Source organism: Luteimonas saliphila (genome assembly GCF_016774335.1).
In the GTDB taxonomy this organism is placed as follows: domain Bacteria; phylum Pseudomonadota; class Gammaproteobacteria; order Xanthomonadales; family Xanthomonadaceae; genus Luteimonas; species Luteimonas saliphila.
The window spans coordinates 70721-96167 of the sequence record NZ_JAETWA010000042.1 but is presented as its reverse complement, the minus strand read 5'-3'; the positions used below and the strand labels follow the sequence as shown (position 1 = coordinate 96167).

The window sequence follows — 25447 nt, the reverse complement described above, 5'->3', positions numbered from 1 at the left end:
GCTGTTCTTTGGAATTCCGCGATGAAGCGCCATGTCCTCGCCCGATCCGCCTGGCACCCGGCCCGGACGACGAGCCTGGTGCTGCTCGTCGCGTCCTGTGCGCACACCGACCCGTCGCGAACGAGCGGTGCGCACGCCGTCAGCGACCAGGCGTTCACGCTCGAACGCGTCGTGATGCTGATGCGGCATGGCGTACGCCCGCCGACACGCATGCCGCCGATCGCGGAAGGACTGGCCCGCCAGCCATGGGCGGGATGGGACGTGCCCGCCGGACACCTGACCGCGCACGGCCATGCAGGCACGGTGCTGCTCGGCCGATGGCAGCGGCAGGCGCTCGCGGTGCGCCGACTGCTGCCGCCCGAAGGTTGCCCCGACGAGGGCGCCATCGCGGTGCGCGCCAACACCGACCAGCGGACCCGCGAAAGCGCACGCGGTTTCCTGGAGGGCTTCGCCCCGGGTTGTGGCGTGGTCGTGCAGCATTCGCCTGGCCATCGCGACGATCCGATCTTCCAGTCGATCGATCTGGGCCTGGTCGAACACGATGCCGCGGCTGCGCGCGCGGCGGTGATGGCGCGCGTCGACGGCGACCTCGACCACGCCATGCCGACGCTGGCCGAGGCATTCGCCCGTCTCGACGCGATCCTCGACTGCTGTTCGCCGCCAGCCTGCGCGTCAGCCGGACTCGCGCCGGACTGCCGGCTGTCGACCTGGCCCAATGCCTGGGCCGATACCGGTTCCGGCAAGCGCGTGAAGTTCAGGGGTCCGCTGGACGCCGGCGGCACCGCCGCGCATACGCTGCTGCTGGAATATGTCGAGGGCAAGCCGATGGAGCAGGTCGGCTGGGGTCGCGCGACCGGAGCCGACATCGAGCTGCTGTCGCAGATCCACGCCGCGGAGTTCGACCTGCTCTACCGCACGCCGTACATCGCCAGTCGCGGCGCCACCCCGATCCTGGAGCGCGTGCTGGCGACGTTCGAACGCGACGATGCGCCGAAGCTCGACATCCTGGTCGGCCACGACACGAACGCCTCCAACGTCGGTGGCGCGCTCGACCTGCACTGGCACGTGCCGGGTTACGCGCCGGACGACGCCGCGGTGGGCGGTGCGATCGGGTTCGAGTTGCTGCGCGACCCCGCTGGCGCGCGTTTCGTACGCGTCTTCTACCTGGCACAAGGCACGCGGCAGTTGCGCGGGCTGACGCCGCTCGACGCAGAAAATCCCCCGTACTTCAACTACATGGCACAGCCGCTATGCGCGCTGTCGGCCGACACGACCGTGTGCCGCTACGAGGATTTCGCCGCGGCATTGCGCTCGCGCATCGTGCGTTGACCTCGCGCGAGGGCCGCCGCGACCGCAGCGGCCCATACCTTCAGAGCCTGACCACCTCGCCGGTCTTCGAAGACCGCGTCGCCGCTTCGGCCAGCGCCAGCGCCGCGACGCCGTCGGCGTAACCGACCGATGGCGTGGCGCCGTCGAGGATCTCGACGAAGTGGTCCATCTCGCGGCGATACGCCTCGGCGTAGCGATCGAGGAAGAAGTTCTGCAGCCGGTCGCCGGCGGCGCCGTTCTCGTCGAACACCTGCACGGTGCTTTCGAGCACGTTGTCGGTGCGCACCATGCCGGCCGAGGCGTAGGCCTCGATGCGCTGGTCGTAGCCGTAGCCGCTGCGGCGGGTGTTGGAGATCACGCAGAGCTTGCCCGACGCCGTCTTCAGCACCGAGCGCGCGGTATCGACGTCGCCGAGCCTGCCGATCTCGGGATCGACCAGGCAACTGCCCACCGCCCAGACTTCGGCGACCTCCTCGCCCAGCAGCCAGCGCGCCATGTCGAAGTCGTGGATCGCCATGTCCTTGAACAGCCCGCCCGAGACCGCGATGTACGACGGCGGCGGCGGCGCGGGATCGTTCGAGGTGATCTGCAGGCTCTCGACATGGCCGATGGCGCCGCCATCGAGCCGCGCCTTGAGCGCCTGGAAGTTGGGGTCGAAGCGGCGGTTGAAGGCCAGGAACAATCTCGCCTCCTTCAACGCATCGGCCGCGCCGCGTGCGCGCTGCAGGTCCTGGTCGATGGGCTTCTCGCAGAACACGGCCTTGCCGGCCTGCGCCGCGCGGATGCTGTAGTCCAAGTGCGTGTCGGTCGAGCTGGCGACGATGACGCCGGCGATGGTGTCGTCGGCAAGCACCTCGTCCAGCGAGCGCACTTGCGCGCTCCATTCACCGGCGAGCGATTCGGCCGACGCGGTGACCGGATCCACCACCGCAGCCAGCTCCAGGCGTGGATGCAGCGCGGCGTTCCTGGCGTGGATGCGGCCGATGCGACCGGCACCGATCAATGCGACTCTCGACATCAGCGGTTCTCCTGCAAACGGATGGGGCGGCCCTCGCGCACCGACTGCTGGCACGCCTCGGCCAGCACCAGTGCGGCGATGCCGTCGGCGTAGTGCGTCCGCGCTGGCGAGGCCCCGCGCGCGACCTCGGCGAAATGCGCGATCTGCGCACGGTACGAGTCGGCGTAGCGTTCCGGGAAAGCGTAGGCGATCGGCGCCGCCGTCGCGCCGTTCTCGTCGAACACCTGCACGGTGTCGCGCGAGACGTTGCCCGCGGTCGCCATCCCGCGCGAACCGAAGGCCTCGATCCGCTGGTCGTAGCCGTAGCCGCTGCGGCGGGTGTTGGAGATCACGCAGAGCTTCCCGGTGGCCGTCTTCAGCACGGTGCGCGCGGTGTCGACGTCGCCGAGGCGGCCGATCTCCGGGTCGATCAGGCAGCTCGCGGTCGCGAACACCTCCACCGGCTCCTCGCCCAGCATCCAGCGCGCCATGTCGAGGTCGTGGATGGTGAAGTCCTTGAACAGGCCGCCACTGGTCGGGATGAAATGCGCCGACGGCGCGGCCGGGTCGTGGTTGACGATGTGCAGGCTTTCGAGCCGGCCGACCGCGCCGGCGTCCAGGCGCTGCCTGAGCGCCAGGAAATGCGGGTCGTAGCGCCGGTTGAAGCCGAGCACGAAGCGGGCGCCTTCGAAGCGCGGCTGTGCGGCCCGCGCCTTCTGCAGGTCGAGGTCGATCGGTTTCTCGCAGAACACCGCCTTGCCCGCTTCCACCGCCTGCAGCGCGTTGGCCAGGTGCTGGTCGGTGGAACTGCAGACCAGCACAGCGCCTACGCCGGGGTCGGCCAGGGCTTGTTCCAGCGTGGCGGCTTCGGCGCCCGTGGCCGCTGCCAGCGCCGCGGCAGCGTCCGGACGCGGGTCCACCACGTACCGCAGCCGCAGGCCGGGCGTGCGCGCGGCATTGGGCCCATGGACCTGGCCCATGCGGCCAGCCCCGATCAGGGCCACGTCGATCCGATCCATGCGACCCTCCCGCCGCGATTTCAAATAGAATATGTGTTCCAGATAGGAATGCAATAGAATTTCCAGAAATCTGGTCGCATTCCATTTTTTGCCGGACACTCCTTGCGACCCCAGGGAAGAACCGACCGAGGCTGCCCGCATGTCCGAACATCCGACCCCGCCCGCCAGCGCCGAGGAACTGCGCGCGGCGATCCTCGCCCGCTACGACGGCCTGAGCAAACGACTCAAGCAGATCGCGCGCTACATCCTCGACGAGCCCAACGCGGTGGCGCTGGAAACCCTGGCGGTGCTGTCGGAACGCTGCGGCGTGCAGCCCTCGGCGATCGTGCGCTTCGCCAAGTCGTTCGGCTTCGACGGCGCCACCCAGATGCAGCGGCTGTTCCGCGACGGCCTGCTGTCGGCCAACGCCTCGCTGGGCTACGGCGAACGCGTGCGCGAGTTCAGCAAGGCCGTCGACGGCAAGCGCGTCAGCGACCCGTCGCAGGTGCTGGCCGAGTTCGTCGAAGGCAACATGCTGGCACTGCAGCACCTCGGCGACGCCATCGACAAGCGCCAGCTTACCGAGGCGGTGAAGCTGATCGCGCAGGCGGATACCGTGTACGTCGCGGGCTTCCGGCGCTCGTTCCCGGTGGCCGCCTACCTCGCCTATTCGCTGCACCAGGTCGACAAGAAGACCGTGTTCATCGACAGCGTCGGCGGCATGACCCGCCAGCAGATCCACGGCATCACCCGCAACGACCTGCTGCTGGTGGTCAGCTACCAGCCCTACGCCGAGGAAGCCGTGCACCTGATCGACGCCGCCGTCGACGCCCAGTGCAAGGTGCTGTCGATCAGCGACAGCCCGGTCAGTCCCGTCGCCAAGCCGGCGTCGCTGGTGCTGCAGGTCAGGGAGGCCGAGATCCGCAAGTTCCGCTCGCTGTCCACGTCCATGTGCCTCGCCCAGGCGCTGGTCATCTCCTATGCGTTCTCCACGGCCACGACGACCCGCAACGCCTCGACGCTCGGGGCGAAGAAGCGGACCGCGAAGAAATGAAATGAATCTTGCCATGTGTCTAAAAATAGAATAGATTTTACAAATGCCGGGCCGAGGGCCGCCTGGCCGGGAGACGATCGGCGATGGCGAGGACGGACGGGTTGGATCTGATCGCGATCGGGCGTTCCAGCATCGACCTCTATGGCGAACAGACCGGTGGCCGGCTGGAGGACATGCAGTCCTTCGCCAAGTACGTCGGCGGCAGCCCCACCAACACCGCTGTCGGCGGCGCGCGCCTGGGCCTGCGGACCGGCCTGCTGACGCGCGTCGGCGCGGACCACTTCGGGCGCTTCGTGCGCGAACAGCTCGCCCGCGAGGGGGTGGACACTCGCGGCGTGGTCGACGATCCGGCACGGCTGACCGCGCTGGTGCTCCTCGGCATCCGCGACCCGGACACGTTCCCGCTGATCTTCTACCGCGAGAACTGCGCCGACATGGCGCTGTGCGAGGCCGACGTCGATCCCGACTTCATCCGTTCGACGAAGGCGGTGCTGATCAACGGCACCCACCTGTCGCAGCCGGGCGTGTTCGCCGCATCGATGAAAGCCTGCGCGATCACGCGTGCGAATGGCGGCCGGATCGTGTTCGACATCGACTATCGCCCGGTGCTGTGGGGCCTGACCGGGAAGGACGCGGGCGAGAACCGCTTCGTCGCCGACGCGGCCGTCACCGAACGGCTGCAGCAGGTGTTGCCGCTGTGCGACCTGATCGTCGGCACCGAGGAAGAGGTGCACATCCTCGGTGGACACATCGACACCCTCGCCGCGCTGCGGGCGATCCGCGAACGCACCGGCGCCCTGCTCGTGTGCAAGCGCGGCGCCGCCGGCTGCAGTGCGTTCCCGGGCGCGATCCCGGCGTCGCTCGACGACGGCGTCGTCGGCCGCGGGTTCCCGGTGGAAGTGTTCAACGTGCTCGGCGCCGGCGACGCGTTCATGGCCGGGTTCCTGCGCGGCTGGTTGCGCGATGCGACGCTGGAGGACTGCTGCGCCTGGGCCAACGCCTGCGGCGCGATCGTGGTGTCGCGCCATGGCTGCGCACCGGCGATGGCCACGTGGGAGGAGTTGCAGGCCTTCCTGCACGGCGGCCAACGGCCGTTCCGGCTGCGCGAGGACGCTGCGCTGGAGCACCTGCACTGGGCGACCACGCGCGCGAACGACTATCCCGCGCTGACCGTCCTGGCGATGGACCATCGCAGCCAGTTCGAGGCGCTGTGCACCCGGACCGGCGCCGATCCCGCACGCATCGCCGGGTTCAAGTCGCTCGCGCTGCAGGCGGTGGACCGGGTCGCGAAGGGCGACTCCTCGTTCGGCGTGCTGCTCGACGGACGTTACGGCATGCGCGCGCTCGAAGCGGCCGCCTCCTGTCCGTACTGGATCGGCCGCCCGATCGAGTTGCCCGGCTCCTGCCCGCTCGAATTCGAATCCTCGCCCGACGTGGCGACGGAACTCGCGACCTGGCCGGCGAACCATGTCGTCAAGTGCCTCGCCTTCTACCACCCGGACGATCCGCAGGACCTGCGCGAGCGCCAGGAACGGCAGTTGCTGCGCCTCGCGGACGCCGCGCGCAAGACCCGCCACGAGTTGCTGGTGGAGATCATCGCCTCGCGCAACGGCGACGTCGCCGACGATACCGCCGCACGCGCGATCCAGCGCCTCTACGACCTCGGCATCCGTCCCGACTGGTGGAAGCTGGAGCCGGACGACCGGGCCACGGCATGGCGCAACATCGAGGACGCCATCGTCCGCAACGATCCGCATTGCCGTGGCGTGGTGCTGCTGGGCCTGTCGGCGCCGGAGGACGAACTGATCGCCTCGTTCGAGGCGACCGCGCAGGCGCCGATCGTCAAGGGTTTCGCGGTGGGACGCACGATCTTCGCCGATGCCGCGGAACAGTGGCTGGCCGGCAGGATCGACGACGCCGCCGCGGTCGACGACCTCGCGCGACGCTTCTCGATCCTGGTCGACGCCTGGCGTGACGCGAAGCAGCGGGCACGATCCCAGGCGATCCGCGAGACTGCCTGACATGAACAACGATCCGCAAACCCTCCGCCTCACCGCCGCCCAGGCCACCGTGCTCTGGCTCACGTCGCAGCAGGTCGTCGTCGACGGCGAGGAAGTGCCGTACTTCGCCGGGACATGGGCGATCTTCGGCCACGGCAACGTCGCCGCGATGGGCGAGGCGCTGCACGCTGCGCGCGACGCGCTGCCGACGTTCCGCGCGCACAACGAACAGGGCATGGCCCATGCCGCCATCGCCTACGCGAAGCAGATGCGCCGACGCCGCGCGATGGTCTGCACCACGTCCATCGGTCCCGGCGCGACCAACCTGGTGACCGCGGCCGCGCTCGCGCACGTCAACCGGCTTCCGGTACTGCTGTTGCCGGGCGATGTCTACGCGAGCCGTCGGCCCGATCCGGTGCTGCAGCAGCTCGAGGACTTCGGCGACGGCACGGTGTCGGTCAACGACTGCTTCCGGCCGGTTTCGCGGTACTTCGACCGCATCGTGCGTCCCGAACAGATCCTCGATGCATTGCCGAAGGCACTGGCGACGATGCTCGACCCGGCCACCTGCGGCCCGGCGACACTGGCGTTCTGCCAGGACGTGCAGGCGGAAGCCTTCGACTACCCGGCGGACTTCTTCTCGCGCCGCGTCTGGCATCCGCGCCGGCAGCCGGCAGACCCGCGCGAGCTCGACGCGCTCGTCGCGGCCTTGCGCGATGCGGAACGCCCCTTTCTCATCGCCGGTGGCGGCGTGCTCTACAGCGGTGCCGAGAACGCACTTGCCGCGTTCGCGGAACGCACCGGGCTGGCCGTCGCGGAAACGCAGGCCGGCAAGGGCGCGTTGCCGTGGAACCATCCGAACAGCCTGGGTTCCATCGGCGTGACCGGATCGAGCGCGGCGAACGCGGCCGCGAGCGAAGCCGACCTCGTGGTGGGCATCGGCACCCGGCTGCAGGACTTCACGACCGGTTCGCGCAGCCTGTTCCCGGATGCGCGCCTGTTCCAGGTCAACGTCCAGGCGTTCGACGCGCACAAGCACGACGCGATCCCGGTGGTGGGCGATGCGCGTGCGGTCCTGGAAGCACTCGATGCGGCGCTGGCAGGCTGGCGCTCGAACGGCGACGCACTCGACCGCAACGCGATCGCGACCTGGAACGCCGCCTTCGATACCGCCACGCGCGGAGACGACACCACCACGCTGCCCAGCGATGCCCAGGTGATCGGCGCGGTGCAATCCGCGTTCGACGACGACGCCATCGTGGTCTGCGCGGCCGGGGGTCTGCCCGGCGAGTTGCACAAGCTCTGGCGCACGACCCGCAGCGACGGTTACCATCTCGAGTACGGGTACTCGTGCATGGGCTACGAGATCGCCGGCGGCCTCGGCGTCAAGCTCGCCGCCCCCGGCCGCGACGTGGTGGTGATGGTCGGCGACGGCAGCTACCTGATGATGAACTCCGAGCTCGCCACGTCGGTGATGCTCGGCCACAAGCTCATCGTCGTGCTGCTCGACAACCGCGGCTTCGGCTGCATCAACCGCCTGCAGCAGGCCACCGGCAGCCCCGGCTTCAACAACCTGCTGGCGGACTCGCGCCACGAGACGTTGCCCGACATCGATTTCGCCGCGCACGCGCGCAGCCTCGGTGCGCATGGCGCGAAGGTCGCGAACCTTGGCGAACTGCGCGCCGCGCTGGCGCGCGCACGCGCCGCCGACCGCAGCAGCGTCGTGGTCATCGACACCGATCCGCTGAAGACCACCGAAGCCGGCGGCTGGTGGTGGGACGTGGCCGTCCCCGAAGTGTCCGACCGCCCCGGAGTCAACGCCGCGCGCCGCGACTACGAACAACGCATCCGCATGAAGAGAGACCTGTCATGAGCATCCGCTTCGGCGTCAGCCCCATCGCCTGGGCCAACGACGACATGCCCGAGCTCGGTGGCGACACGCCGCTGGAGAGCATCCTCGCCGACATCCGCGACGTCGGCTTCGAAGGCGTCGAGCTGGGCAGCAAGTTCCCGCGCGATGCCGCGGTGCTCGAGCCCCTGCTGGATACCTACGGCCTTGACCTGATCGGCGGCTGGTACAGCGGTTCGCTGCTGGTGCAGGGCGCCGATGCCGAGATCGCCGCGCTGCAGCCGCACCTGCAATTGCTCAAGGCCATGGGCAGCAGCGTGTTCGTGTTCGCCGAGACCAGCAACGCCGTGCACGGCGATCGCGGCGTCCCGCTGACCGGCACGCCGCTGCTCGCCGAGGGCGACTGGGCGCAGTTCGGTGCGCGGCTGACCGACGTGGCCGACTACATCGCGTCGCAGGGGCTGAAGTTCGCCTACCACCACCACCTGGGTACGGTGGTCGAGCGCGACGGCGATGTCGATGCCTTCATCCGGCATACCGGGTCGTCGGCCGGCTTCACCCTCGACACCGGCCATGCGGCGCTCGGCGGCGTCGACTACCTGAAGGTGATCCGCGAACATCCTGCGCGCATCGCCCACGTGCATTGCAAGGATTTCCGCGCCGACACCTATCGCAGGTTGCGAGAAGGCGGCTCGAGCTTCCTCGACGGCGTCCTGGGCGGCATGTTCACCGTGCCCGGCGACGGCGGCATCGACTACGGCGCGGTGATGCGTGCGCTGGTCGACATCGACTACAGCGGCTGGATCGTGATCGAAGCCGAGCAGGATCCCGCGATCGCCGCACCGAAAGCGTATGCCGAACTGGGCCTGCGCACGCTGAAGACCGAGGCCGCGAAGGCGGGGTTGATCTGATGTCGCGGTTGCGCGTCCGCCCGCACGCACCCGGAGACGATGGCTCGGTGCTCAACGTGACGCCGGAGAGCGCCGGCTGGTCGCACGTCGGGTTCAAGGTCGTGAAGCTGGCCGATGGACAATGCCACGAAGGCGGCGACGCGGAACGCGAAGCTTGCCTCGTGCTGGTCGCCGGCGCCGCGGACATCGTGGCCGGCGGCCAGTGCTTCGGCAACGTCGGCGGCCGCGCGTCGCCGTTCGAGGACCGGGCGCCGGGCGCGGTGTACGTGCCGGCCGGCGTGTCGTATACGGTCGTCGCGCATGGCGACGTCGAACTCGCCGTCTGCACCGCGCCGGGCACAGGCGCCGGATCGCCGCGCCGGATCGAAGATGCCGACATGTCGCGCGAAGTCCGGGGCAGCGGCACGAACACGCGGTACGTGCGCAACATCCTGCCGGAAACCGAACCTGCCGAAGGCCTGCTGGTGGTCGAAGTGGTCACGCCCGCCGGCCACTGGTCCAGCTACCCGCCGCACAAGCACGACACCGCGACGCCCGGCGAGGAAACCCTCCTCGAGGAAACCTACTACCACCGCACGCAACCGCGGCAGGGCTTCGCGTTCCAGCGCGTGTACAGCGACGACCGCTCGCTCGACGAGGCGATCGCGGTCGAGGACGGCGACGTGGTGCTTGTACCGCGCGGCTACCACCCGGTCGGCGCGGCGCACGGCTACGACCTCTACTACCTCAACGTGATGGCCGGCCCCGAGCGGCGCTGGCTGTTCCGCAACGATCCCGCGCACGCCTGGATCGTCGCGCCTCCCCCCGCTTCCGGAACCTGAGCATGCGCGACATCGAGCACTTCATCGACGGCCGCATCGTGGCCGGCACTTCCGGCCGGCATGGCGATGTCTTCGATCCCAACAGCGGCCGTGTGCAGGCGAAGGTGTCGCTGGCGTCGCCCGCGGAACTCGATCGCGCGGTCGCTGGCGCAGTCGTCGCACAAGCCGGGTGGGCCAAGGTCAATCCGCAGCGCCGCGCGCGGGTGATGTTCGAGTTCAAGCGACTGCTCGAAGCGAACATGGACGAACTGGCCGCGATGCTGTCGGCCGAACACGGCAAGGTGCTGTCGGATTCGCGCGGCGACCTGCAGCGCGGGCTGGAGGTGATCGAGTTCGCCTGCGGCATTCCGCATCTGCTCAAGGGCGAATACACGCAGGGCGCCGGCCCCGGCATCGACGTGTATTCGATGCGGCAGCCGCTGGGCGTGGTCGCGGGCGTCACGCCGTTCAACTTCCCGGCGATGATCCCGATGTGGATGTTCGGGCCTGCGATCGCCTGCGGCAACGCCTTCATCCTCAAGCCCTCCGAACGCGATCCGTCGGTCCCGGTGCGACTGGCGGAACTGATGATCGAGGCCGGCCTGCCCGCCGGCGTGCTCAACGTGGTGCACGGCGACAAGGAGATCGTCGACGCGATCCTGCGCCATCCCGACATCAAGGCGGTCAGCTTCGTCGGCTCGTCCGACATCGCGCAGTACGTCTACGGCGAGGGCGCGGCCCACGGCAAGCGCGTGCAGTGCATGGGCGGCGCCAAGAACCACGGCATCGTGCTGCCCGATGCCGACCTCGACCAGGCCGTCGCCGACATTCTGGGCGCCGCGTACGGATCGGCCGGCGAGCGCTGCATGGCGTTGCCGGTGGTGGTGGCCGTGGGCGAGGCGACCGCCGACGCACTGCGCGAGAAGCTGGTCGCGGGCATCGCGGCGCTGCGCATCGGCGCGTCGACCGATGCCGATGCGCATTACGGGCCCGTGATCACCGCCGCGCACAAGGCGAAGATCGAGCAGTACATCCGGATCGGCGTCGATGAAGGCGCGGAACTGGTCGTCGACGGCCGCGGGTTCTCGCTGCCGGGCCACGAAGACGGGTTCTTCCTCGGCCCGACGCTGTTCGACCGGGTCACGCCGGACATGCAGACCTGGCGCGAGGAGATCTTCGGCCCGGTGCTGCAGATCATGCGCGCCGACAGTTTCGAGCAGGCGCTGGAATGGCCGTCGTCGCACCAGTACGGCAACGGCGTGGCGATCTTCACCCGCAACGGCGACGCCGCGCGCGAGTTCGCGGACCGCGTGGAAGTCGGCATGGTCGGCATCAACGTGCCGATCCCGGTGCCTGTCGCATACCACAGCTTCGGCGGCTGGAAGCGTTCGGGATTCGCCGACCACAACCAGTACGGCATGGATGGCGTGCGCTTCTACACACGGACCAAGGTGGTCACGCAACGCTGGCCGAAGGGCGGCGCCGAAGTCGAACAGAGTTTCGTGATTCCCACGATGCGCTGACGCACGCCGCACCGTTGCACATCGCCGGCGCGATCGCGCCGGCCACGACGCCCTGGGGAGGGAATGCTGGATGGCCAATGCCCTGACGAGGTTCTTCGCGACCGGAGCCGACCTGCCGGTGACCGCCGACCAGGCGACCATCGACCGGTTGTTCCGTCGGCACCGCTTCCGCGTGATGCTCGCGATCACCCTGGGCTATGGCGTGATCTACACCTGCCGGCTCGCACTGGGCGTGGTCAAGAAGCCGCTGATCGACGAAGGGATCTTCACCCCGGTCGAACTGGGCATGATCGGATCGGCGCTGTACTACGCCTACGCGATCGGCAAGCTGACCAACGGTTTCCTGGCCGACCACGCGAACATGCGGCGGTTCCTCGCGTTCGCGTTCCTGATGACCGCGCTGTGCAACTTCGCGATGGGCCTGACCACGGCCGTGTGGACGGCGGTGATCATCTGGGGTCTCAACGGCTGGTTCCAGAGCTTCGGCGCGCCCGGTGGCGTGGTGGCGATGACGGCGTGGTTCTCCAACAGGGAGCGCGGTCGTGCCTACGGCATCTGGAGCACGGCGCATTCGCTCGGCGAAGGCCTGACCTTCATCGGCGTGGGCTCGGTGGTCGCGTGGCTGGGCTGGCGATCCGGCTTCTTCGTGCCGGCATTGTTCGGCGTGCTCGCGGCGGCCGGCATGTACTGGCTGGTGCGGGACCGGCCGCGCACGATGGGCCTGCCCACGGTCAACGAGTGGAAGCAGGACTTCTACGCGGAGAAGGCGCGGCCCGACATCAAGTCCGTGCTCGGATTGCAACTTTCGATCCTCAGGATTCCCGCGATCTGGGTGCTCTGCCTGTCCGCCGCGACCATCTACGTGACCCGCTACGCGATCAATTCCTGGGGCATCCTCTACCTGCAGGAGGATCGCGGCCTGTCGCTGCCGATGGCCGGCACGGTGTTGATGATCAGCACGATGGCGGGGGTCGCGGGCGCGATCGCGTACGGCTTCATTTCCGACAAGTTCTTCGAGGCGCGGCGCCCGCCGGTGAACCTGCTGTTCGCGGTCCTGGAGATCGGCGGATTGTTGCTGTTCTTCTACGGCCCCAACACCATGCCGGTGCTGATCGCCGGCATGGTGCTGTTCGGCCTCGGGCTCACCGGCCTGGTCACGTCTCTGGGAGGATTGTTCGCGGTCGACATCGCGCCCAAGCGCGTGGCCGGCGCGGCGATGGGCGTGATCGGCATCTTCAGCTACATCGGCGCAGGCATCCAGGAATACGTGTCCGGCAAGCTGATCCAGGAAGGCATGACCGTGGCCGGCGACGTGCGCAGCTACGATTTCGGTCCGGTGATCTGGTTCTGGATCGGCGCATCGGTGCTGTCGATGCTGCTCGCGGCGACCCTGTGGCGCACGAAACTGAGGGATTGAAGACACCATGCCCATCGATGCATCCCGCGAACTGACCGCCATGGTCGAGGCGGCACATGCGGCCGGCAGAGGCCTGCTGCGGCGCTTCGCGCAGTTGCCGGAGCTCGCCGTGCAGACCAAGTCCGGACCCACCGATCTGGTCTCGATCGCCGACCAGGAGGCCGAGCAGACCGTGCGTTCGATGCTGGCGGCGGCGCAGCCTTCCTACGCATTCCTCGGCGAGGAAGGCGGCATCGCCGGCGGCACGGATGCCTCGCAGCGCTGGATCGTCGATCCGCTCGACGGCACCACCAATTTCCTGTTCGGTTGCCCGCTGTGGGGCGTGAACGTCGCACTCGCCCGCGATGGCATGGTCGTCGCCGGCGTGACCTACCTGCCGGTGATGGACGAGCTGTTCGTCGCCGAACAGGGCAAGGGGGCCTGGCTCAATGGCCGGCGCATCCACGTGTCTGCGCGCAACACCCTGATCCGCAGCGTGCTGTCCTGCGGCATTCCGTTCGCCGACAAGCCCGACCACCCCGTATTCGCGCGCGAGATGGCGCTGCTGAGCGACCGGGTGGCCGGCATCCGCCGCACCGGCGCCTGCGCGGTGGACATGGCCTTCGTCGCCGCCGGCCGCTGGGACGCGTACTGGGAGCGCGCGACGAACGCGTGGGATGTCGCGCCGGGCGTGATCCTGGTCGAGGAAGCGGGCGGCATCGCCACCTCGGTCACCGGGGATGCGCTCGACCTGGAGGGCGGCAACGTCTGCGTCAGCAATGGCGCGATCCACACCGTCCTGATCGACACCCTCAATGCCGCGCTGTACCCGGAGGAGCCCCTCGCATGACGTTCGGACGCCGCACCTTCCTTGCCGCCGGCGGACTCGCCGGTCTGTTCCTCGCATTGCCCAGGGCGATCGCGGGGGTACTGGGCTATCCACGCGCGTTGCAGGGTCCGATGCTCGGCGCGCCGGGGCCGAACCACCTCACCGTCTGGGTCCGCGCCAGCGGCGCCTTCGACGTGCTGCTGGAAGTCGCGACCGATCGCGAGTTCCGCCACGTGGTGCAGACCTCGTCCATGACCGCTTCGCCCGAAGACGATTGCTGCGTGACGCTGCGCGCGGAGGGCCTGCAACCCGACACGTCCTACTGGTACCGCCTGCGCTACGACGGGCAGGAAGACCGCTTCCAGTTCATCCCGCATCGTGCACGCACCGCACCGGCGGGCGCCGCCGCATTCCGCATCGCATTCGGTTCCTGCTGCCGGATCCAGTACGACCCCGACCAGCGCATCTGGAACACCGTGCGGGCGCTGGAGCCCGACATGTTCCTGTGGCTCGGCGACAACATCTACGCCGACAGCGACCAGCCCGCGGCGATCACCGACCTGTATGCGCGCGGACGCGTGGTGCCGTCGCTGGAGCCGTTGCTGCGTTCGGTCCCGCAGCTGGCGACGTGGGACGACCACGACTTCGGCTACAACGATTCCGATGGCCTGAGTCCGTTCAAGCGCGACGCGCTGCGGATCTTCAAGCGGTTCTGGGCCAACCCGGCCTACGGCGAGGCAGGCAATCCCGGCGTCTACTTCAGGCAGCACTACGGCGGGGTCGACTTGTTCGTCCTCGACGGGCGCTATTACCGCGATCCGACCGATCGCCCCGACAACGCCGGCAAGACCATGCTCGGCGCGACCCAGAAAGCCTGGCTCAAGCGCGAGCTCAAGGCCAGCACCGCGCCGTTCAAGGTGCTGGCGATCGGCGGCGGCTGGTCTTCGGCGGAGAACGAGAAGGGCGGCGACTCGTGGGCGGTGTTCATGACCGAGCGCAACGAGATCTCGACTTCATCCGCGACGAGGCGATCGGCGGCGTGGTCTGCATCTCCGGCGACTCGCACATGGGCGAGCTCAACTGCATCCCGCGCTCGGCGCAGGGCGGTTACGACATCTACGACTTCTGTTCGTCGCCGCTGGCGCAACTGCCCGCCGCCAAGCACACGCGGCAGGCGCCGGAAGTACGCGTGCGCGACGTGTGGACGCGCAGCGTCAACGTCGGCCTGATGCGTTTCGACCTGACCGGCGACACCCCCACCCTCATCTACACCCTGCACGACGACCTCGGCGAGGCGGTGTGGGACCCGCTGGTGCTGACGCCCGACGACCTCGCCAATGGCGCCCGCACCTGGGACAGCAAATCCGATCCGGTCGAGCTGGAGCGCCTGGAGCGGTTCAGGCGCGGCGAGGGCTACTACGGCTTCGATCCGCCGGAAGGCTGGCCGGACACGCCCTATTACGACGGGAAATGACCGCCGCGGCACGTGCCCCGGGAGCCAGCCCTGGGGCTGGGGGCCGGGCCACGGCAGGTCGACGCGCAATCGCCGGTCCGTGTCGACGGCAAGGCCAACACCGCTGTCAGCGGGATGTCAGCCGCCCGGCGGCAGGCTGGGCGCCATGAACAGAACCCTCCTCACCGCCTCCGTCGCCATCCCGCTGGTGCTTGCCGCCGCCGTGGCGAGCCTCTCGCTCCCGCAAGCCCATGCCGGCGACGACGACCAGATCGAAGCGCGTGCGCTGCTGCAACGTGGCGAGATCCTGCCGCTCGGCCGCATCCTGCAGATCGTGCAGGCGCGCGTACCGGGCGATATCATCGAAGTGGAACTCGACCGCAGCGACAAGCACGGTTGGGAGTACGAGGTGAAGGTGCTCGCCGCCTCCGGCCGGGTGCTGGAAGTGGACGTGAACGCCCGCACCGGCGAGGTCAGGAAAATCGAGGATGACTGATGCGTTGCCTCATCGTCGAGGACGATCCTGACATCCAGGCCGATCTGCGGCGTGCGCTGGAAGCCGCCGGCTTCGTGATCGATGCCGCGGGCGACGGCAACGATGCCTGGTTCCTCGGTGATACCGAGGACTACGACGCGATCGTGCTCGACCTCGGCCTGCCGGGCCTCGGCGGGCTCTCGGTGCTGCGCCGCTGGCGGGCGTCGGGCCGTGCGTTCCCGGTGATCGTCCTGTCCGCCCGCGGCGACTGGACCGAGAAGGTGGAAGGCATCGAGGCCGGCGCCGACGACTACATGGGCAAACCCTTCCAGATGGGCGAGCTCATCGCACGCGTACGCGGACTGATGCGACGCGAAGCCGGACGCACCAGCAATGTCGTCTCGGTCGGCAGGCTCCGGCTCGACACCACCCGGATGAGCGCGACCTTCGACGGCGCCCCCGCGCACCTGTCGCCGCTCGAGTTCCGGCTGCTCGACCACCTGGCGCATTCCCCCGAACGCGCGGTGTCCGCGGGCGAACTGGCCGAACACCTCTACGGGATCGCCGATACCGGCGATACCAACGCCATCGAAGCGATCGTCGCGCGCCTGCGCAGGAAGTTCGGCCACGAGCTGATCACCACCCGCCGCGGCTTCGGCTACCTGCTGGGCACGGCGCCTTGATCGTGCGCTCGCTGCACTGGCGCCTGCTGGCCGGCGCCGCCGCGGCGATCCTGCTGGCGCTGTGCGTGGCGTGGCTGTTCATGACACTGCTGTTCGAGCGCCATCTCGAGCGCCGGCTGGAAACCGAGCTCACCCGCGACGGCCTGCGGCTGGTCGCGGCACTCGAACTTGGGCCGGGCCAGGTGCCCGTGATCGACCCGATGCCGATGGATCCGCGCCTGCAGACGCCTGCCGGGGGCTATTACTGGCAGGTGTCGAGTCCCGCAGGCTCGGTGCGATCGCGGTCGTTGTGGGACGCCGACCTGCCCGCCCCCACGCATGCGCCCTCCGACGACTGGACGCTGCGCCACGCCGACGGCCCCTACGGCGAGCAGGTGTCGGTCCTCGAACGCCGGGTCGCGCCGGACGCCGCCGGACCCGGCGTGCTGGTCCAGCTCGCGCAGGATCGCGCGCCGCTGACGGTCGCGCGCGACGAGTTCGGCCGCGAACTGGCGTTGTTCCTGTCCGTGCTGTGGCTGGCGCTGGCGGCGGCGGCCTGGTTGCAGGTGCGGCTGGGGTTGCGGCCGCTGGGCCGGATCCGGGGCGACCTCGCGCTGCTTCGCGACAGCGCCCGCGCACGGCTTCCCGGCGCCCGCCTGCGCGAGATCCAGCCGCTCACCGACGCGATCAATGCCCTCGCGGACGCGCGCGAGCGCGACCTCGAACTCGCGCGCCATCGCGCGGCCGACCTCGCCCATGGCCTGAAGACGCCGCTGTCGGCGATCGCCGCGCAAAGCCGCCGTGCGCGCGAAGTCGGCGCCGGGCAGGCCGCCGACGGGCTCGACCGTGCCGTCGCCGCGATCCGCCGCACCATCGATGCCGAACTCGCGCATGCACGCGCGGCCACCATCCGCGGCGCGCGCGGCGGCGACACCGAGGTCCGCGCGGTGGTCGAACGCCTGGTGACCGTGATCGAGCACACCGACAAGGGCGGGCAACTCGCGTTCACCGTGGACGTCCCCGCCAACCTCCGCCTCGCGGTGCAGGCGGAAGACCTCTCGGAGATCCTCGGCGCGGTACTGGAGAACGCGGCGCGGCACGCCCGGCGCCAGGTGCGCATCGCCGGCAATGCCGGACCGCAATGGACCACCATCGCGATCGAGGACGATGGCCCCGGGTTCGCTGCCGACCGGATCGAGGACATGATCGTGCGTGGCGGCAGGCTCGACGAGTCCGGCACCGGCAGCGGGCTGGGGCTCTCGATCGCGCGCGAACTCGCCGAAGCCACGGGCGGCCGACTGAAGCTGTCGTCCTCGCCGCTGGGCGGTGCGCTGGTGCGCTTCGAGTGGAGCGCGCCCTGACGGTGCCGGTCCGCGACCGCTTCAGCGCGGCTGGCGCCCCGCCTCGTCGATGAACCGCTGCAGGGCCTCCGCGATCAGCGTCTTCGCTTCGGCCGCATCGCCGAAACCGTCGAGCGCCACCGGGTTGCGCCCCGCGGGCAGGTCCTTGTAGACGCGGAAGAACGCTTCGATACGGTCGCGCTCGATCTCCGGCAGATCGTGGATGTCGCGCACGCCCGCATAGGTGGGATCGACCCTGTCGGCCGGCACGCCGATGATCTTCTCGTCGTGCTCGCCATCGTCGCGCATCCGCAGCACACCGATCGGACAGAAGCGGATCAGCGTGCCAGGATGCAGCGGTGCGCGGGTCAGCACCAGCGCGTCGAGCGTATCGCCATCGCCGGCAAGCGTGCGCGGCATGCCGCCGTAGTTCGCCGGATACGCCACCGGCATCGACTGGAACCGGTCGACGTAGACCAGCCCATCTTCCTTGCCGATCTCGTACTTGGTGAAGCTACCGGCGGGGATCTCCACCGCCAGCAGCACTTCATCGGGAGCAGACGCCGGTTGTTTGGCATGGAACGGATGCCGGATCGATTCTCCCGCCTGCAGCGGCTGCGCCAGCGGGAGCAACAGGAGCCATGCGCACAACGCGAATCGTCCGGCCTTCATTCCATCACTCCCAGCAACGATCCGTGCGCCCGCCGAGCGTCCGCGAACGACTGCATTGGCGCTCATCGATCCGCCCTTCGCGCTGCTCCTCGATGCGCTTGCCGGCATCGCCCTCGTCGACCAGGGTGAAGGCGTCGTACAGGCGGCCGGTCACGGTGCGGGCCTCGTAGCTCAGGCGGTTGCCTTCCAGCCGCAGCACCTGGAACAGCTGCGTGTCCTCGCCCACGGGCGACATGGTGGCGCGCGCATCGTCGGACACGAGGTACTGCTTGGGTCCGGCCACCGACACCACGTAGACCGGCGGCACGCCGCCATCGCTGCCGCGACGTCCGTAGAGGTGGTCGTGCCCCTGCAACACCAGGTCGACCCCATGGCGTTCCATCACCGGCATCAACTCGTCGCGCAACACCTGGTGGCGCTTGTTGCGCTCCTCGCCGCGCGGCGAATGGAACGGCTGGTGGATCAGCACCATGCTCCAGCGGTTCGGATTGCCGGCCAGCACCCCGTCCAGCCATTCGGCCTGCGTGGAAGCGGCATCCAGGTCGAGCGCGGACGTGCCATCGATCACCGCGAAGCGGATGCCCTGGTAGTCGAACCAGTAGGTCGTCGGCTCGACGCCCTTGGCGCCATTGCCCGGCAACGCAAAATGCGCCTTCCACTGCTCGCCGAGCACCCGGCGTTCCTGCGGCGTGTCCTCGTGCTCCTCGAAAAACTCGTGGTTGCCCGGCGCCGGCGCGAAGGCCATCGTCGCCAGCGCGCCAGTGGCATCGAACCACTCGCCCCATTCGTCGTCGTCGACCGCTTCGCTGACCAGGTCGCCGGCGAACAATACGAGGTTCGCCTTCGGCGCGTGGCGCACCGCCTCGAACATGACCCGCGTGGTCAGGCTGGCGTTCTTGTTCTGGGTGTCTCCAACGTAGAGGAACTCAAGCGGGGCGCCGGCCGGCGCAGCCGTTCGCAGTTGCCGCCACGGGCTCCAGGTCCGGTCGCCCTGCACGCGCCACGCGTACAGGGTGTCGGGCTGGAGACCATCCACCAAGGCATGGTGGTGGTGCGCGGCGCCATTGGCCGTCGGCAACGCACGCGTCACGGCCTTCACCCGCCGTGGCGGCGTGTCGCCATCCCACTGGTCCGGGGATTCGCTGGCGATCGCGATCTCGACCACCGGCGCGTCCACCTTCGCGTCCGTGCGCCAGCTCACCGAGAACCCCGTCGACGCATCCTGCATCGGGACGGCGACGATGCGGTCGGGAAAGCCGGTCGGGGCGTAATGGATCACGCCCTTCGGCACCAGCGTATTGGGTTCGAGATGGCGAGTCGCCTGCCGCGCCTCGGCCTGCGCCGTGAACGCTGGCAACAACAGCAGCAGCAGTGCAGTGGCGCACGGGATGGGGCGCAACATGTCAGCGCGCCTCGCAGGCTGGCAGCGACAGCGCAGTGGCGATGTCGTTCCAGTCGAACGCCACCATGCCCTGGTCGTCGTGCACCGCATACAGCACGCCCTGCGGGAAGCGATCCGACGCCGCTTCATGCAGCCAGATGCCATCGGTGTTGGCCACCGACTTGCCGGTCACGGCGCCGGCATGCGCGAGCGTCGCGCGATCGAACAGATGGAACACGGTACGCCCCTTGCCCTGCTCGGTGGTGATCCACCAGCCGCTGCCGTCATTGCAGGACTTCAGCATGATCCCTTCCGACTGCGCCTTGAACACGTCGCGGCCGATGGTCTGCCCGGCGAAGTTGCCGGCCAGGTCGTAGACCTTCAGTTCGTTGGCGTAGGTCTCGTCTTCCTCGGCGATCAGCAGGCGGTCGTTGGCCGCATCGCCCCAGATCGACTCCACCACCCGCAAAGCGCCCTGCTCGCCGGTGTCGCCGAACGCCGACACCAGCCTGGCGTCGAACCCGTTGCCCGAAGGCGTCATCGCGAAGCGCTTGACGCGACGGTCCAGCTCGGAGAATGCGGGCAGGATGTCCTCGCCCTCGGCATCCTCGCCGGCCATGTAGGCATCGGTCACGTAGACCTCGTAGCCCTCGCCGGCCTTGTTCACCCACAGCCCGTAAGGCTTGGTGAGGTCCGCGGCCGCGAAGGTCGACACGTGCTCGAAGCCCGGCAGCCGCAACACCTGGACGCGATGGTTGTCGCGTTCGACCACGAACAGCAGGTCGTCGGCCACCGCCACGCCGTTGGGCCGATCGAACTGGCCCTGGCCGGTGCCGAGCGAGCCGACCGTGCGCAGCGTCTCCCCGGTCTTGCCGTCGTACACCACCAGGGCGTCGGTGGCCTTGGCCGTGGCGATCACCCAGATGTCGCCGCCCGGCGCTGCCCATGCCGCGGGCGAGTCGATGTTGTCTTCCGGCGTCATCGTGGTCAGGAAGGCTTCCTCGATCACCGGGATCTCACGTTCGTTCGCGATCGCTTCAGCCGGCACTGCCTCGACCGGCGACGAGGGCGGCGCGTCGCTACATGCTGCGAGGACAAGGGCGAGCAGGGAAAAGTGGAATGCCGCCTTGGCTGTTAACGTGGGTTTCATCGCTATCTCCGCTGGACTTTCCCGACGCGTCGCCGGGGACGCCAACGAAACTATTCCCCTACCGCTGACATCCCCCTGACATCGGCCGTCACCGGGGTGTCTGCCTGGTGGCTTCTGCCTCCATGCCAGCCGGTTGGAGGGGGAGGAAAATGATGGGGATGCGAGCAGATTCCGCAAGTCGCGCACGATCCTCGTGCATCGACCCATGTATTCGCATCCTGGTGCGGCGCGACGTTTGCCCAATGCCAGCGTCACCGCCTTAGTACCGCTTGGTGAAGCAGGGAAGCTAGCGACGGATAGTTGCATCCATGTGACAACAACCGGGCAAGTCACGCATTCGACACCACCCGGTCGCACGCGTGTCATCCCGCCGCAGCATGGTGCTGCCGATCAAGACATCGATGTTCATCACGGTGAAATGTTGGTGACGAAAGATTTCGTTACGCCATGCCATGGAGGGTGCCGGCCATCCTCCTCCCAAGCGAAGTCTTCCTCAGCTATGAATCCAAGAATCTCCGCCATCGCCACGGCGATCGCCACCGTGCTCGCCTTATCCACCACGCTGCCCGCGCAAGCCCAGTCGTCAGCGACCAGCGTTTCGCAGGATGACGCTGCCGGCAGCGTGATCGGTCGCGTCAAGGAATCGACCCGCGGCGTCTACCTCGACGGCGCCCGCGTCACCCTCGATGGATACCAGGCCATTACCCAACGCGATGGCGGCTTCCGTATCACCGGCGTGGCGCCGGGCCGCTACCGGCTGATGGTCGACTACATCGGCTACGAGCCGCAGGAAGTCGAAGTTGTGGTCGGCGAATCGCGCGGCGCCAGCATCGAGGTCACGCTGCGCAGCACGGTCGCCATCGGCGACGCCACCGACCTCGACCGCGTCAACGTGCGCGGCAGCCGCGACGCCCAGGCGATGGCGCTGAACCAGCAGCGCTCGTCGGTGAACTACATGAACGTGGTGTCGGCCGACCTGCTGGGCCAGTTCCCGGACAACAACATCGCCGAATCCACGCAGCGCATCCCGGGCGTGTCGATCGAACGCGACCAGGGCGAAGGCCGCTACGTCACCATGCGCGGCGCACCGAAGGAGTTCACCACCGTCTCGATCGACGGCGTGCAACTGGCCAACCCCGACGCCGGCTCGCGTGGCGTCGAACTGGACACGATCCCGTCCGATGTGATCGCCGCGCTGGAAGTCACCAAGGCCATCACCCCGGACATGGACGGCGACGCCATCGCCGGCAACATCAACATCCGCACCCAGAGCGCGCTCGACCGCGACGGCATGACCCTGCGCGCATCCGCGGCAATGGGCCGCTTCGAACTGGGCGACGGCGACAACGAGCGCTACAACGCCACCATCGGCAACCGCTTCGGCACAAACGACAACATCGGCGTGCTGTTCTCGGCATCGCACAGTCGCCAAGGCCGCTTCACCGACAACGTCGAGACCACCTACGAGCGTTTCGACGACGGTCGCATCATGCCGACCTCGGTCGAGATCAAGGACTATGAAGGCACGCGCACACGCACGGGCATCACCGGTCGCTTCGATTTCCGCATCGATCCTGGCAATCTCGTCTACATGGTCGCTTCCGACGCACGCTTCAAGGACCACGAGTTCCGCGACAACCTGATTATCGAGATGGACCGGCACACCGACGAGTCCACCCAGACCATCGGCAACGTGCGCGCCACCTTCGACAAGGAACTGCGCGAACGCACCTACGACAAGACCATCCGCACCTTCAACCTCGGCGGCGAACACTTCGCCGGCGACGACTGGAAGTTCGACTGGCAGGCTTCGCACAGCAAGGCCACCAAGGAGACCACGCCACGCGACCAGTACATCTTCCGCTCGAGCGTGCGTCCGCAGATGGACTACGACTACACCAATTTCGATTTCCCGACGTGGGCGATCCTCGACCAACCCGACGCACCGGCCACCGGCGTCAACCTGCCTGAGGAATGGTTTGCGTTCCGACGTTTGAACCAACGCTACGAGTACAGTGAAGAGAAGGAAACCGGCTTCCGCGTCGATGCAGAACGCGGCCAGGGCTTCCTTGGCGACAGCGGCACCATCAAGTTCGGCCTGCGCGCTCGCCTGCGCGACAAGTCCTTCGACGACGAGCGCCGCCGCAACGGCAATGCCGCGGACTTCGCCGCGCTGGGCATCACCATGTCCGACATGTTGTGCTCGGACCTGGGTCCGTCGAACAACTTCGATTACTTCCTGGCGGGGCGTCGATTCTGCCGCGACATCTTCAACCGCTACGCTGGTCCACTGCAGGCCAGTGCCAACCATGTCCGGTTGATCCCGGACTCGATCTCCGGCGATTACACCGCCAGCGAGGACGTGCACGCCGGCTACGTGCGCCTCGATGCCCACTGGGACGAGTTGACGATGGTCGCCGGCCTGCGCTACGAGCGCACCAGCACCGAAGGCCAGGCCATCGAGTTCAACGAAGACACCGAAGAAGCGACGCTGCAGTCCGCCAGCCGCGACTACGGAGACGCGTTGCCGAGCCTGCACTTCCGTTACGAGCTCAATCCGGACAGCATCGTGCGGGCCTCGTACTCGACTGCACTGAACCGCCCGGACTTCATGCAGACCGTACCGTACCGCACGATCGGTGAACTCGACACCTCGCCGGTCGCCGAAGGCAACCCCGACGTCAAGGCCGCCTACGCGCACAGCCTCGACCTGTCCTACGAACGCTACCTGCGCCCGCTTGGCCTGGTTTCTGTCGCCGCGTTCTACAAGCGCATCAACGATCCGTTGTTCATCGCCACCAGTAGCGAAGACATCGGCGGCGGCCTGCGCCGCCAGGTCACGCGGCCGGAAAACGGCGAGAAGGGCCGCGTGCTGGGGCTGGAACTGGCCTGGCAGCAGACCTTCGACTTCCTGCCCTCGCCATTCGACGGCCTCGGCATCTACACCAACTACACCTATGCCGACTCCAGCGCCGAACTTCCTTTTGGCGAAGGCAGCACCGAACTGCCAGGCACATCGCGCAACAACTACAACGTCGCATTGGCCTACGACAAGTACGGCCTGAATGCGCGCCTGGCCTACAACCATCGTTCCAAGTTCATCCAGTCCTTCGACGTCGATTCGCCCGAGCTCAACGTCTACTGGGGCGACCGGTCCAGCCTGGATTTCACCGTCAGCTACGCACTGACGCGCAACTGGCGACTGTTCGGCGAAGTCAACAACATCACCGATACCCGGCAGGTCCGCTTCCAGGGCGAGCGCAGCCGCGTGCTGGAGCTCGAAGGCTTCGGCCGCTCCTGGCTGGCGGGCGTGCGTTACGAATTCTGATTGCAGCGCAACGCGTAGCCCTAGAGACCCCGCGCCCGCGGGGTCTTTTTTCTGGTTCTTCTCCCATGTGAGGGAGCCTGGCCAAGTTGTCAGGAGATCGGCCCCGGGCCTGCGGCTCGGGTCGTTCCGGGCCGGGGATTGCTCCTCGGCTCGGTCAGCCCGCTGCGCGGTCCGGTTTGGCGCAGCGCGCCGGGCGCTCACGCGGACGCGCGGCTGTGCCGCGCAAGACGTCCGCGCTCGCCCATGGCTGACTCGCCGCCGCAGGGCATCCATGCGCTGCTTTCCGCAACCCCCGACCCGGAACGCCCATCGGCCGACCATTGGCGCGGCTTCGAAGGCCAGGCCACCGGGCCATCGCGGCCAAAGCAACGGTGAGCCGCGTCCCGGCGCCCGGGGATCGCGGCAAGCAAGACATGGATGTCTTGCGCGCGAGTCAGGGCACGATGCCCTGACCGAGCGGAAAGCGATCCCCGGGCGCCGGGGCGCGGCGTCCATCCGAAGTCGACAGGGACTTCCCCATCGCGGACCATTTCTCCCTCACATGGGAGAAGAACCTTTTTTCTGGGGCGGCGACAGGCAACCGGCGAGCCCGTGATCTAATCTGTCGCCAGTCCCATCGCCGCGCCGCCCATGAAAACCGTCGAAGTCCGCCACCCCCTGGTGCAGCACAAGATCGGCCTGTTGCGGGACGCCTCGCTCAGTACCAAGGCCTTCCGCGAGCTGGTCACCGAGCTCGGCACGCTGCTGGCCTACGAGGCGACCGCCGACCTGGACACCGAGCCCGCCACCATGCCCGGCTGGGCCGGTGAGGTGAGCGTGCGCCGCATCGCCGGCGCCAAGATCACCCTGGTGCCGATCCTGCGCGCGGGCCTGGGCATGCTGCCGGGTGTGCTGGCACTGATTCCCGCGGCGAAGGTGAGCGTGGTCGGCCTCCAGCGCGACGAGGAGACCCTGCAGCCGGTGCCCTACTTCGAACGGCTCACCGGCCGGCTCGACGAGCGCGACGCGCTGATCCTCGACCCGATGCTGGCCACCGGCGGCACCCTGATCGCCACCATCGACATGCTCAAACGCGCCGGTGCGCGGCGCATCAAGGGCATCTTTCTGGTCGCAGCGCCGGAGGGCCTGCGTGCGCTGGAGGCCGCACATCCCGACGTGCAGGTGTACACCGCGGCGATCGACGAGCGGCTCAACGAGCGCGGCTACATCCTGCCCGGGCTGGGCGACGCCGGCGACCGGATCTTCGGTACGCGCGTGGCCTGAAGCCCCGCGCGGCTGCCGACCAGCCAATCGCGACAGG

General features: G+C 68.4%; 21 protein-coding genes. 16 read left to right on the top strand and 5 right to left on the bottom strand.

All coding sequences use genetic code 11. The annotated features are described in order from the left end of the window. The first annotated feature begins 21 nt into the window (after positions 1 to 21). Positions 22 to 1329: a histidine-type phosphatase gene (locus JMO03_RS13090; RefSeq protein WP_202843997.1), complete on the top strand. Its 1308-nt coding sequence runs from the start codon at positions 22 to 24 to the stop codon at positions 1327 to 1329. A gap of 40 nt (positions 1330 to 1369) precedes the next feature. On the opposite strand, the gene iolG (JMO03_RS13085) is transcribed toward JMO03_RS13090, so the two are convergent. Next, on the bottom strand, positions 1370 to 2347 hold the full coding sequence (gene iolG, locus JMO03_RS13085) for an inositol 2-dehydrogenase (protein WP_202843995.1): 978 nt from the start codon (positions 2345 to 2347) through the stop codon (positions 1370 to 1372). Then, entirely contained in the window at positions 2347 to 3345 is a 999-nt protein-coding gene (iolG, locus tag JMO03_RS13080; protein ID WP_202843993.1) for an inositol 2-dehydrogenase, read from the bottom strand. The genes iolG (JMO03_RS13085) and iolG (JMO03_RS13080) overlap by 1 nt, the downstream gene beginning before the upstream one ends. A 139-nt stretch (positions 3346 to 3484) precedes the next feature. Between iolG (JMO03_RS13080) and JMO03_RS13075 the strand changes: the two genes are divergently transcribed. The 13 genes from JMO03_RS13075 to JMO03_RS13015 all read left to right on the top strand — a co-directional run bounded on the left by JMO03_RS13075 (position 3485) and on the right by JMO03_RS13015 (position 17637). Next, positions 3485 to 4378 (top strand): MurR/RpiR family transcriptional regulator, encoded by an 894-nt coding sequence (locus tag JMO03_RS13075; RefSeq protein ID WP_202843991.1) that lies wholly within the window; start codon positions 3485 to 3487, stop codon positions 4376 to 4378. 83 nt (positions 4379 to 4461) lie between these two features. Further along, entirely contained in the window at positions 4462 to 6399 is a 1938-nt protein-coding gene (locus JMO03_RS13070; protein ID WP_202843990.1) for a bifunctional 5-dehydro-2-deoxygluconokinase/5-dehydro-2-deoxyphosphogluconate aldolase, read from the top strand. A gap of 1 nt (position 6400) precedes the next feature. Continuing rightward, positions 6401 to 8251: a 3D-(3,5/4)-trihydroxycyclohexane-1,2-dione acylhydrolase (decyclizing) gene (gene iolD / locus JMO03_RS13065; protein ID WP_202843988.1), complete on the top strand. Its 1851-nt coding sequence runs from the start codon at positions 6401 to 6403 to the stop codon at positions 8249 to 8251. Continuing rightward, positions 8248 to 9138: a myo-inosose-2 dehydratase gene (iolE, locus tag JMO03_RS13060; protein WP_202843986.1), complete on the top strand. Its 891-nt coding sequence runs from the start codon at positions 8248 to 8250 to the stop codon at positions 9136 to 9138. The genes iolD and iolE overlap by 4 nt, the downstream gene beginning before the upstream one ends. Further along, positions 9138 to 9959 carry a 5-deoxy-glucuronate isomerase gene (gene iolB / locus JMO03_RS13055; protein WP_202843984.1) on the top strand — a complete coding sequence of 274 codons (822 nt, stop codon included), beginning with the start codon at positions 9138 to 9140 and terminating at the stop codon, positions 9957 to 9959. The genes iolE and iolB overlap by 1 nt, the downstream gene beginning before the upstream one ends. Positions 9960 to 9961: 2 nt before the next feature. After that, a complete protein-coding gene (locus JMO03_RS13050) occupies positions 9962 to 11461 on the top strand; it encodes a CoA-acylating methylmalonate-semialdehyde dehydrogenase (RefSeq protein WP_202843982.1) in 1500 nt (499 codons plus the stop codon). 70 nt (positions 11462 to 11531) lie between these two features. After that, positions 11532 to 12878, top strand: coding sequence for an MFS transporter (locus tag JMO03_RS13045; protein WP_202843980.1), 1347 nt, complete (start codon positions 11532 to 11534; stop codon positions 12876 to 12878). Positions 12879 to 12885: 7 nt separating this feature from the next. Continuing rightward, positions 12886 to 13707, top strand: coding sequence for an inositol monophosphatase family protein (locus JMO03_RS13040; RefSeq protein WP_202843978.1), 822 nt, complete (start codon positions 12886 to 12888; stop codon positions 13705 to 13707). After that, positions 13704 to 14915: an alkaline phosphatase D family protein gene (locus tag JMO03_RS13035; protein ID WP_202843976.1), complete on the top strand. Its 1212-nt coding sequence runs from the start codon at positions 13704 to 13706 to the stop codon at positions 14913 to 14915. The genes JMO03_RS13040 and JMO03_RS13035 overlap by 4 nt, the downstream gene beginning before the upstream one ends. Next, positions 14876 to 15160 (top strand): hypothetical protein, encoded by a 285-nt coding sequence (locus tag JMO03_RS13030; protein ID WP_202843974.1) that lies wholly within the window; start codon positions 14876 to 14878, stop codon positions 15158 to 15160. Before JMO03_RS13035 ends, JMO03_RS13030 begins: the two co-directional genes overlap by 40 nt. Positions 15161 to 15305: 145 nt before the next feature. Continuing rightward, positions 15306 to 15635: a PepSY domain-containing protein gene (locus tag JMO03_RS13025; RefSeq protein WP_202843972.1), complete on the top strand. Its 330-nt coding sequence runs from the start codon at positions 15306 to 15308 to the stop codon at positions 15633 to 15635. Beyond that, positions 15635 to 16297 (top strand): response regulator transcription factor, encoded by a 663-nt coding sequence (locus JMO03_RS13020; protein WP_202843971.1) that lies wholly within the window; start codon positions 15635 to 15637, stop codon positions 16295 to 16297. Before JMO03_RS13025 ends, JMO03_RS13020 begins: the two co-directional genes overlap by 1 nt. Positions 16298 to 16299: 2 nt before the next feature. Next, positions 16300 to 17637, top strand: coding sequence for a sensor histidine kinase (locus tag JMO03_RS13015; RefSeq protein WP_337926424.1), 1338 nt, complete (start codon positions 16300 to 16302; stop codon positions 17635 to 17637). Between the two features lie 21 nt (positions 17638 to 17658). Here the strand turns inward: JMO03_RS13015 and JMO03_RS13010 are convergent, their stop codons facing one another. Genes JMO03_RS13010 through JMO03_RS13000 form a run of 3 tightly spaced genes read right to left on the bottom strand, consistent with a single transcriptional unit; the run spans position 17659 to position 20819 of the window. Continuing rightward, positions 17659 to 18288, bottom strand: coding sequence for an inorganic diphosphatase (locus tag JMO03_RS13010; protein ID WP_202843970.1), 630 nt, complete (start codon positions 18286 to 18288; stop codon positions 17659 to 17661). A gap of 4 nt (positions 18289 to 18292) precedes the next feature. Next, on the bottom strand, positions 18293 to 19690 hold the full coding sequence (locus JMO03_RS13005) for a purple acid phosphatase family protein (RefSeq protein WP_202843969.1): 1398 nt from the start codon (positions 19688 to 19690) through the stop codon (positions 18293 to 18295). A 1-nt stretch (position 19691) separates the two neighbouring features. Then, positions 19692 to 20819: an NHL repeat-containing protein gene (locus JMO03_RS13000; RefSeq protein WP_202843967.1), complete on the bottom strand. Its 1128-nt coding sequence runs from the start codon at positions 20817 to 20819 to the stop codon at positions 19692 to 19694. Positions 20820 to 21318: 499 nt separating this feature from the next. Here JMO03_RS13000 and JMO03_RS12995 point away from each other — a divergent pair, with 499 nt between their 5' ends. Further along, positions 21319 to 24147, top strand: coding sequence for a TonB-dependent receptor (locus JMO03_RS12995; RefSeq protein WP_202843966.1), 2829 nt, complete (start codon positions 21319 to 21321; stop codon positions 24145 to 24147). A 630-nt stretch (positions 24148 to 24777) separates the two neighbouring features. Then, entirely contained in the window at positions 24778 to 25410 is a 633-nt protein-coding gene (upp, locus tag JMO03_RS12990; RefSeq protein ID WP_202843965.1) for a uracil phosphoribosyltransferase, read from the top strand. Positions 25411 to 25447: the final 37 nt, after the last annotated feature.

What these genes read in the sequence shown, in the direction of transcription:
- JMO03_RS13090 (WP_202843997.1), top strand. Translation starts at nt 22, where the DNA reads ATGAAGCGCCATGTCCTCGCCCGATCCGCCTGGCACCCGGCCCGGACG.
- iolG (WP_202843995.1), bottom strand. Translation starts at nt 2,347, where the DNA reads ATGTCGAGAGTCGCATTGATCGGTGCCGGTCGCATCGGCCGCATCCAC.
- iolG (WP_202843993.1), bottom strand. Translation starts at nt 3,345, where the DNA reads ATGGATCGGATCGACGTGGCCCTGATCGGGGCTGGCCGCATGGGCCAG.
- JMO03_RS13075 (WP_202843991.1), top strand. Translation starts at nt 3,485, where the DNA reads ATGTCCGAACATCCGACCCCGCCCGCCAGCGCCGAGGAACTGCGCGCG.
- JMO03_RS13070 (WP_202843990.1), top strand. Translation starts at nt 4,462, where the DNA reads ATGGCGAGGACGGACGGGTTGGATCTGATCGCGATCGGGCGTTCCAGC.
- iolD (WP_202843988.1), top strand. Translation starts at nt 6,401, where the DNA reads ATGAACAACGATCCGCAAACCCTCCGCCTCACCGCCGCCCAGGCCACC.
- iolE (WP_202843986.1), top strand. Translation starts at nt 8,248, where the DNA reads ATGAGCATCCGCTTCGGCGTCAGCCCCATCGCCTGGGCCAACGACGAC.
- iolB (WP_202843984.1), top strand. Translation starts at nt 9,138, where the DNA reads ATGTCGCGGTTGCGCGTCCGCCCGCACGCACCCGGAGACGATGGCTCG.
- JMO03_RS13050 (WP_202843982.1), top strand. Translation starts at nt 9,962, where the DNA reads ATGCGCGACATCGAGCACTTCATCGACGGCCGCATCGTGGCCGGCACT.
- JMO03_RS13045 (WP_202843980.1), top strand. Translation starts at nt 11,532, where the DNA reads ATGGCCAATGCCCTGACGAGGTTCTTCGCGACCGGAGCCGACCTGCCG.
- JMO03_RS13040 (WP_202843978.1), top strand. Translation starts at nt 12,886, where the DNA reads ATGCCCATCGATGCATCCCGCGAACTGACCGCCATGGTCGAGGCGGCA.
- JMO03_RS13035 (WP_202843976.1), top strand. Translation starts at nt 13,704, where the DNA reads ATGACGTTCGGACGCCGCACCTTCCTTGCCGCCGGCGGACTCGCCGGT.
- JMO03_RS13025 (WP_202843972.1), top strand. Translation starts at nt 15,306, where the DNA reads ATGAACAGAACCCTCCTCACCGCCTCCGTCGCCATCCCGCTGGTGCTT.
- JMO03_RS13020 (WP_202843971.1), top strand. Translation starts at nt 15,635, where the DNA reads ATGCGTTGCCTCATCGTCGAGGACGATCCTGACATCCAGGCCGATCTG.
- JMO03_RS13010 (WP_202843970.1), bottom strand. Translation starts at nt 18,288, where the DNA reads ATGAAGGCCGGACGATTCGCGTTGTGCGCATGGCTCCTGTTGCTCCCG.
- JMO03_RS13005 (WP_202843969.1), bottom strand. Translation starts at nt 19,690, where the DNA reads ATGTTGCGCCCCATCCCGTGCGCCACTGCACTGCTGCTGCTGTTGTTG.
- JMO03_RS13000 (WP_202843967.1), bottom strand. Translation starts at nt 20,819, where the DNA reads ATGAAACCCACGTTAACAGCCAAGGCGGCATTCCACTTTTCCCTGCTC.
- JMO03_RS12995 (WP_202843966.1), top strand. Translation starts at nt 21,319, where the DNA reads ATGAATCCAAGAATCTCCGCCATCGCCACGGCGATCGCCACCGTGCTC.
- upp (WP_202843965.1), top strand. Translation starts at nt 24,778, where the DNA reads ATGAAAACCGTCGAAGTCCGCCACCCCCTGGTGCAGCACAAGATCGGC.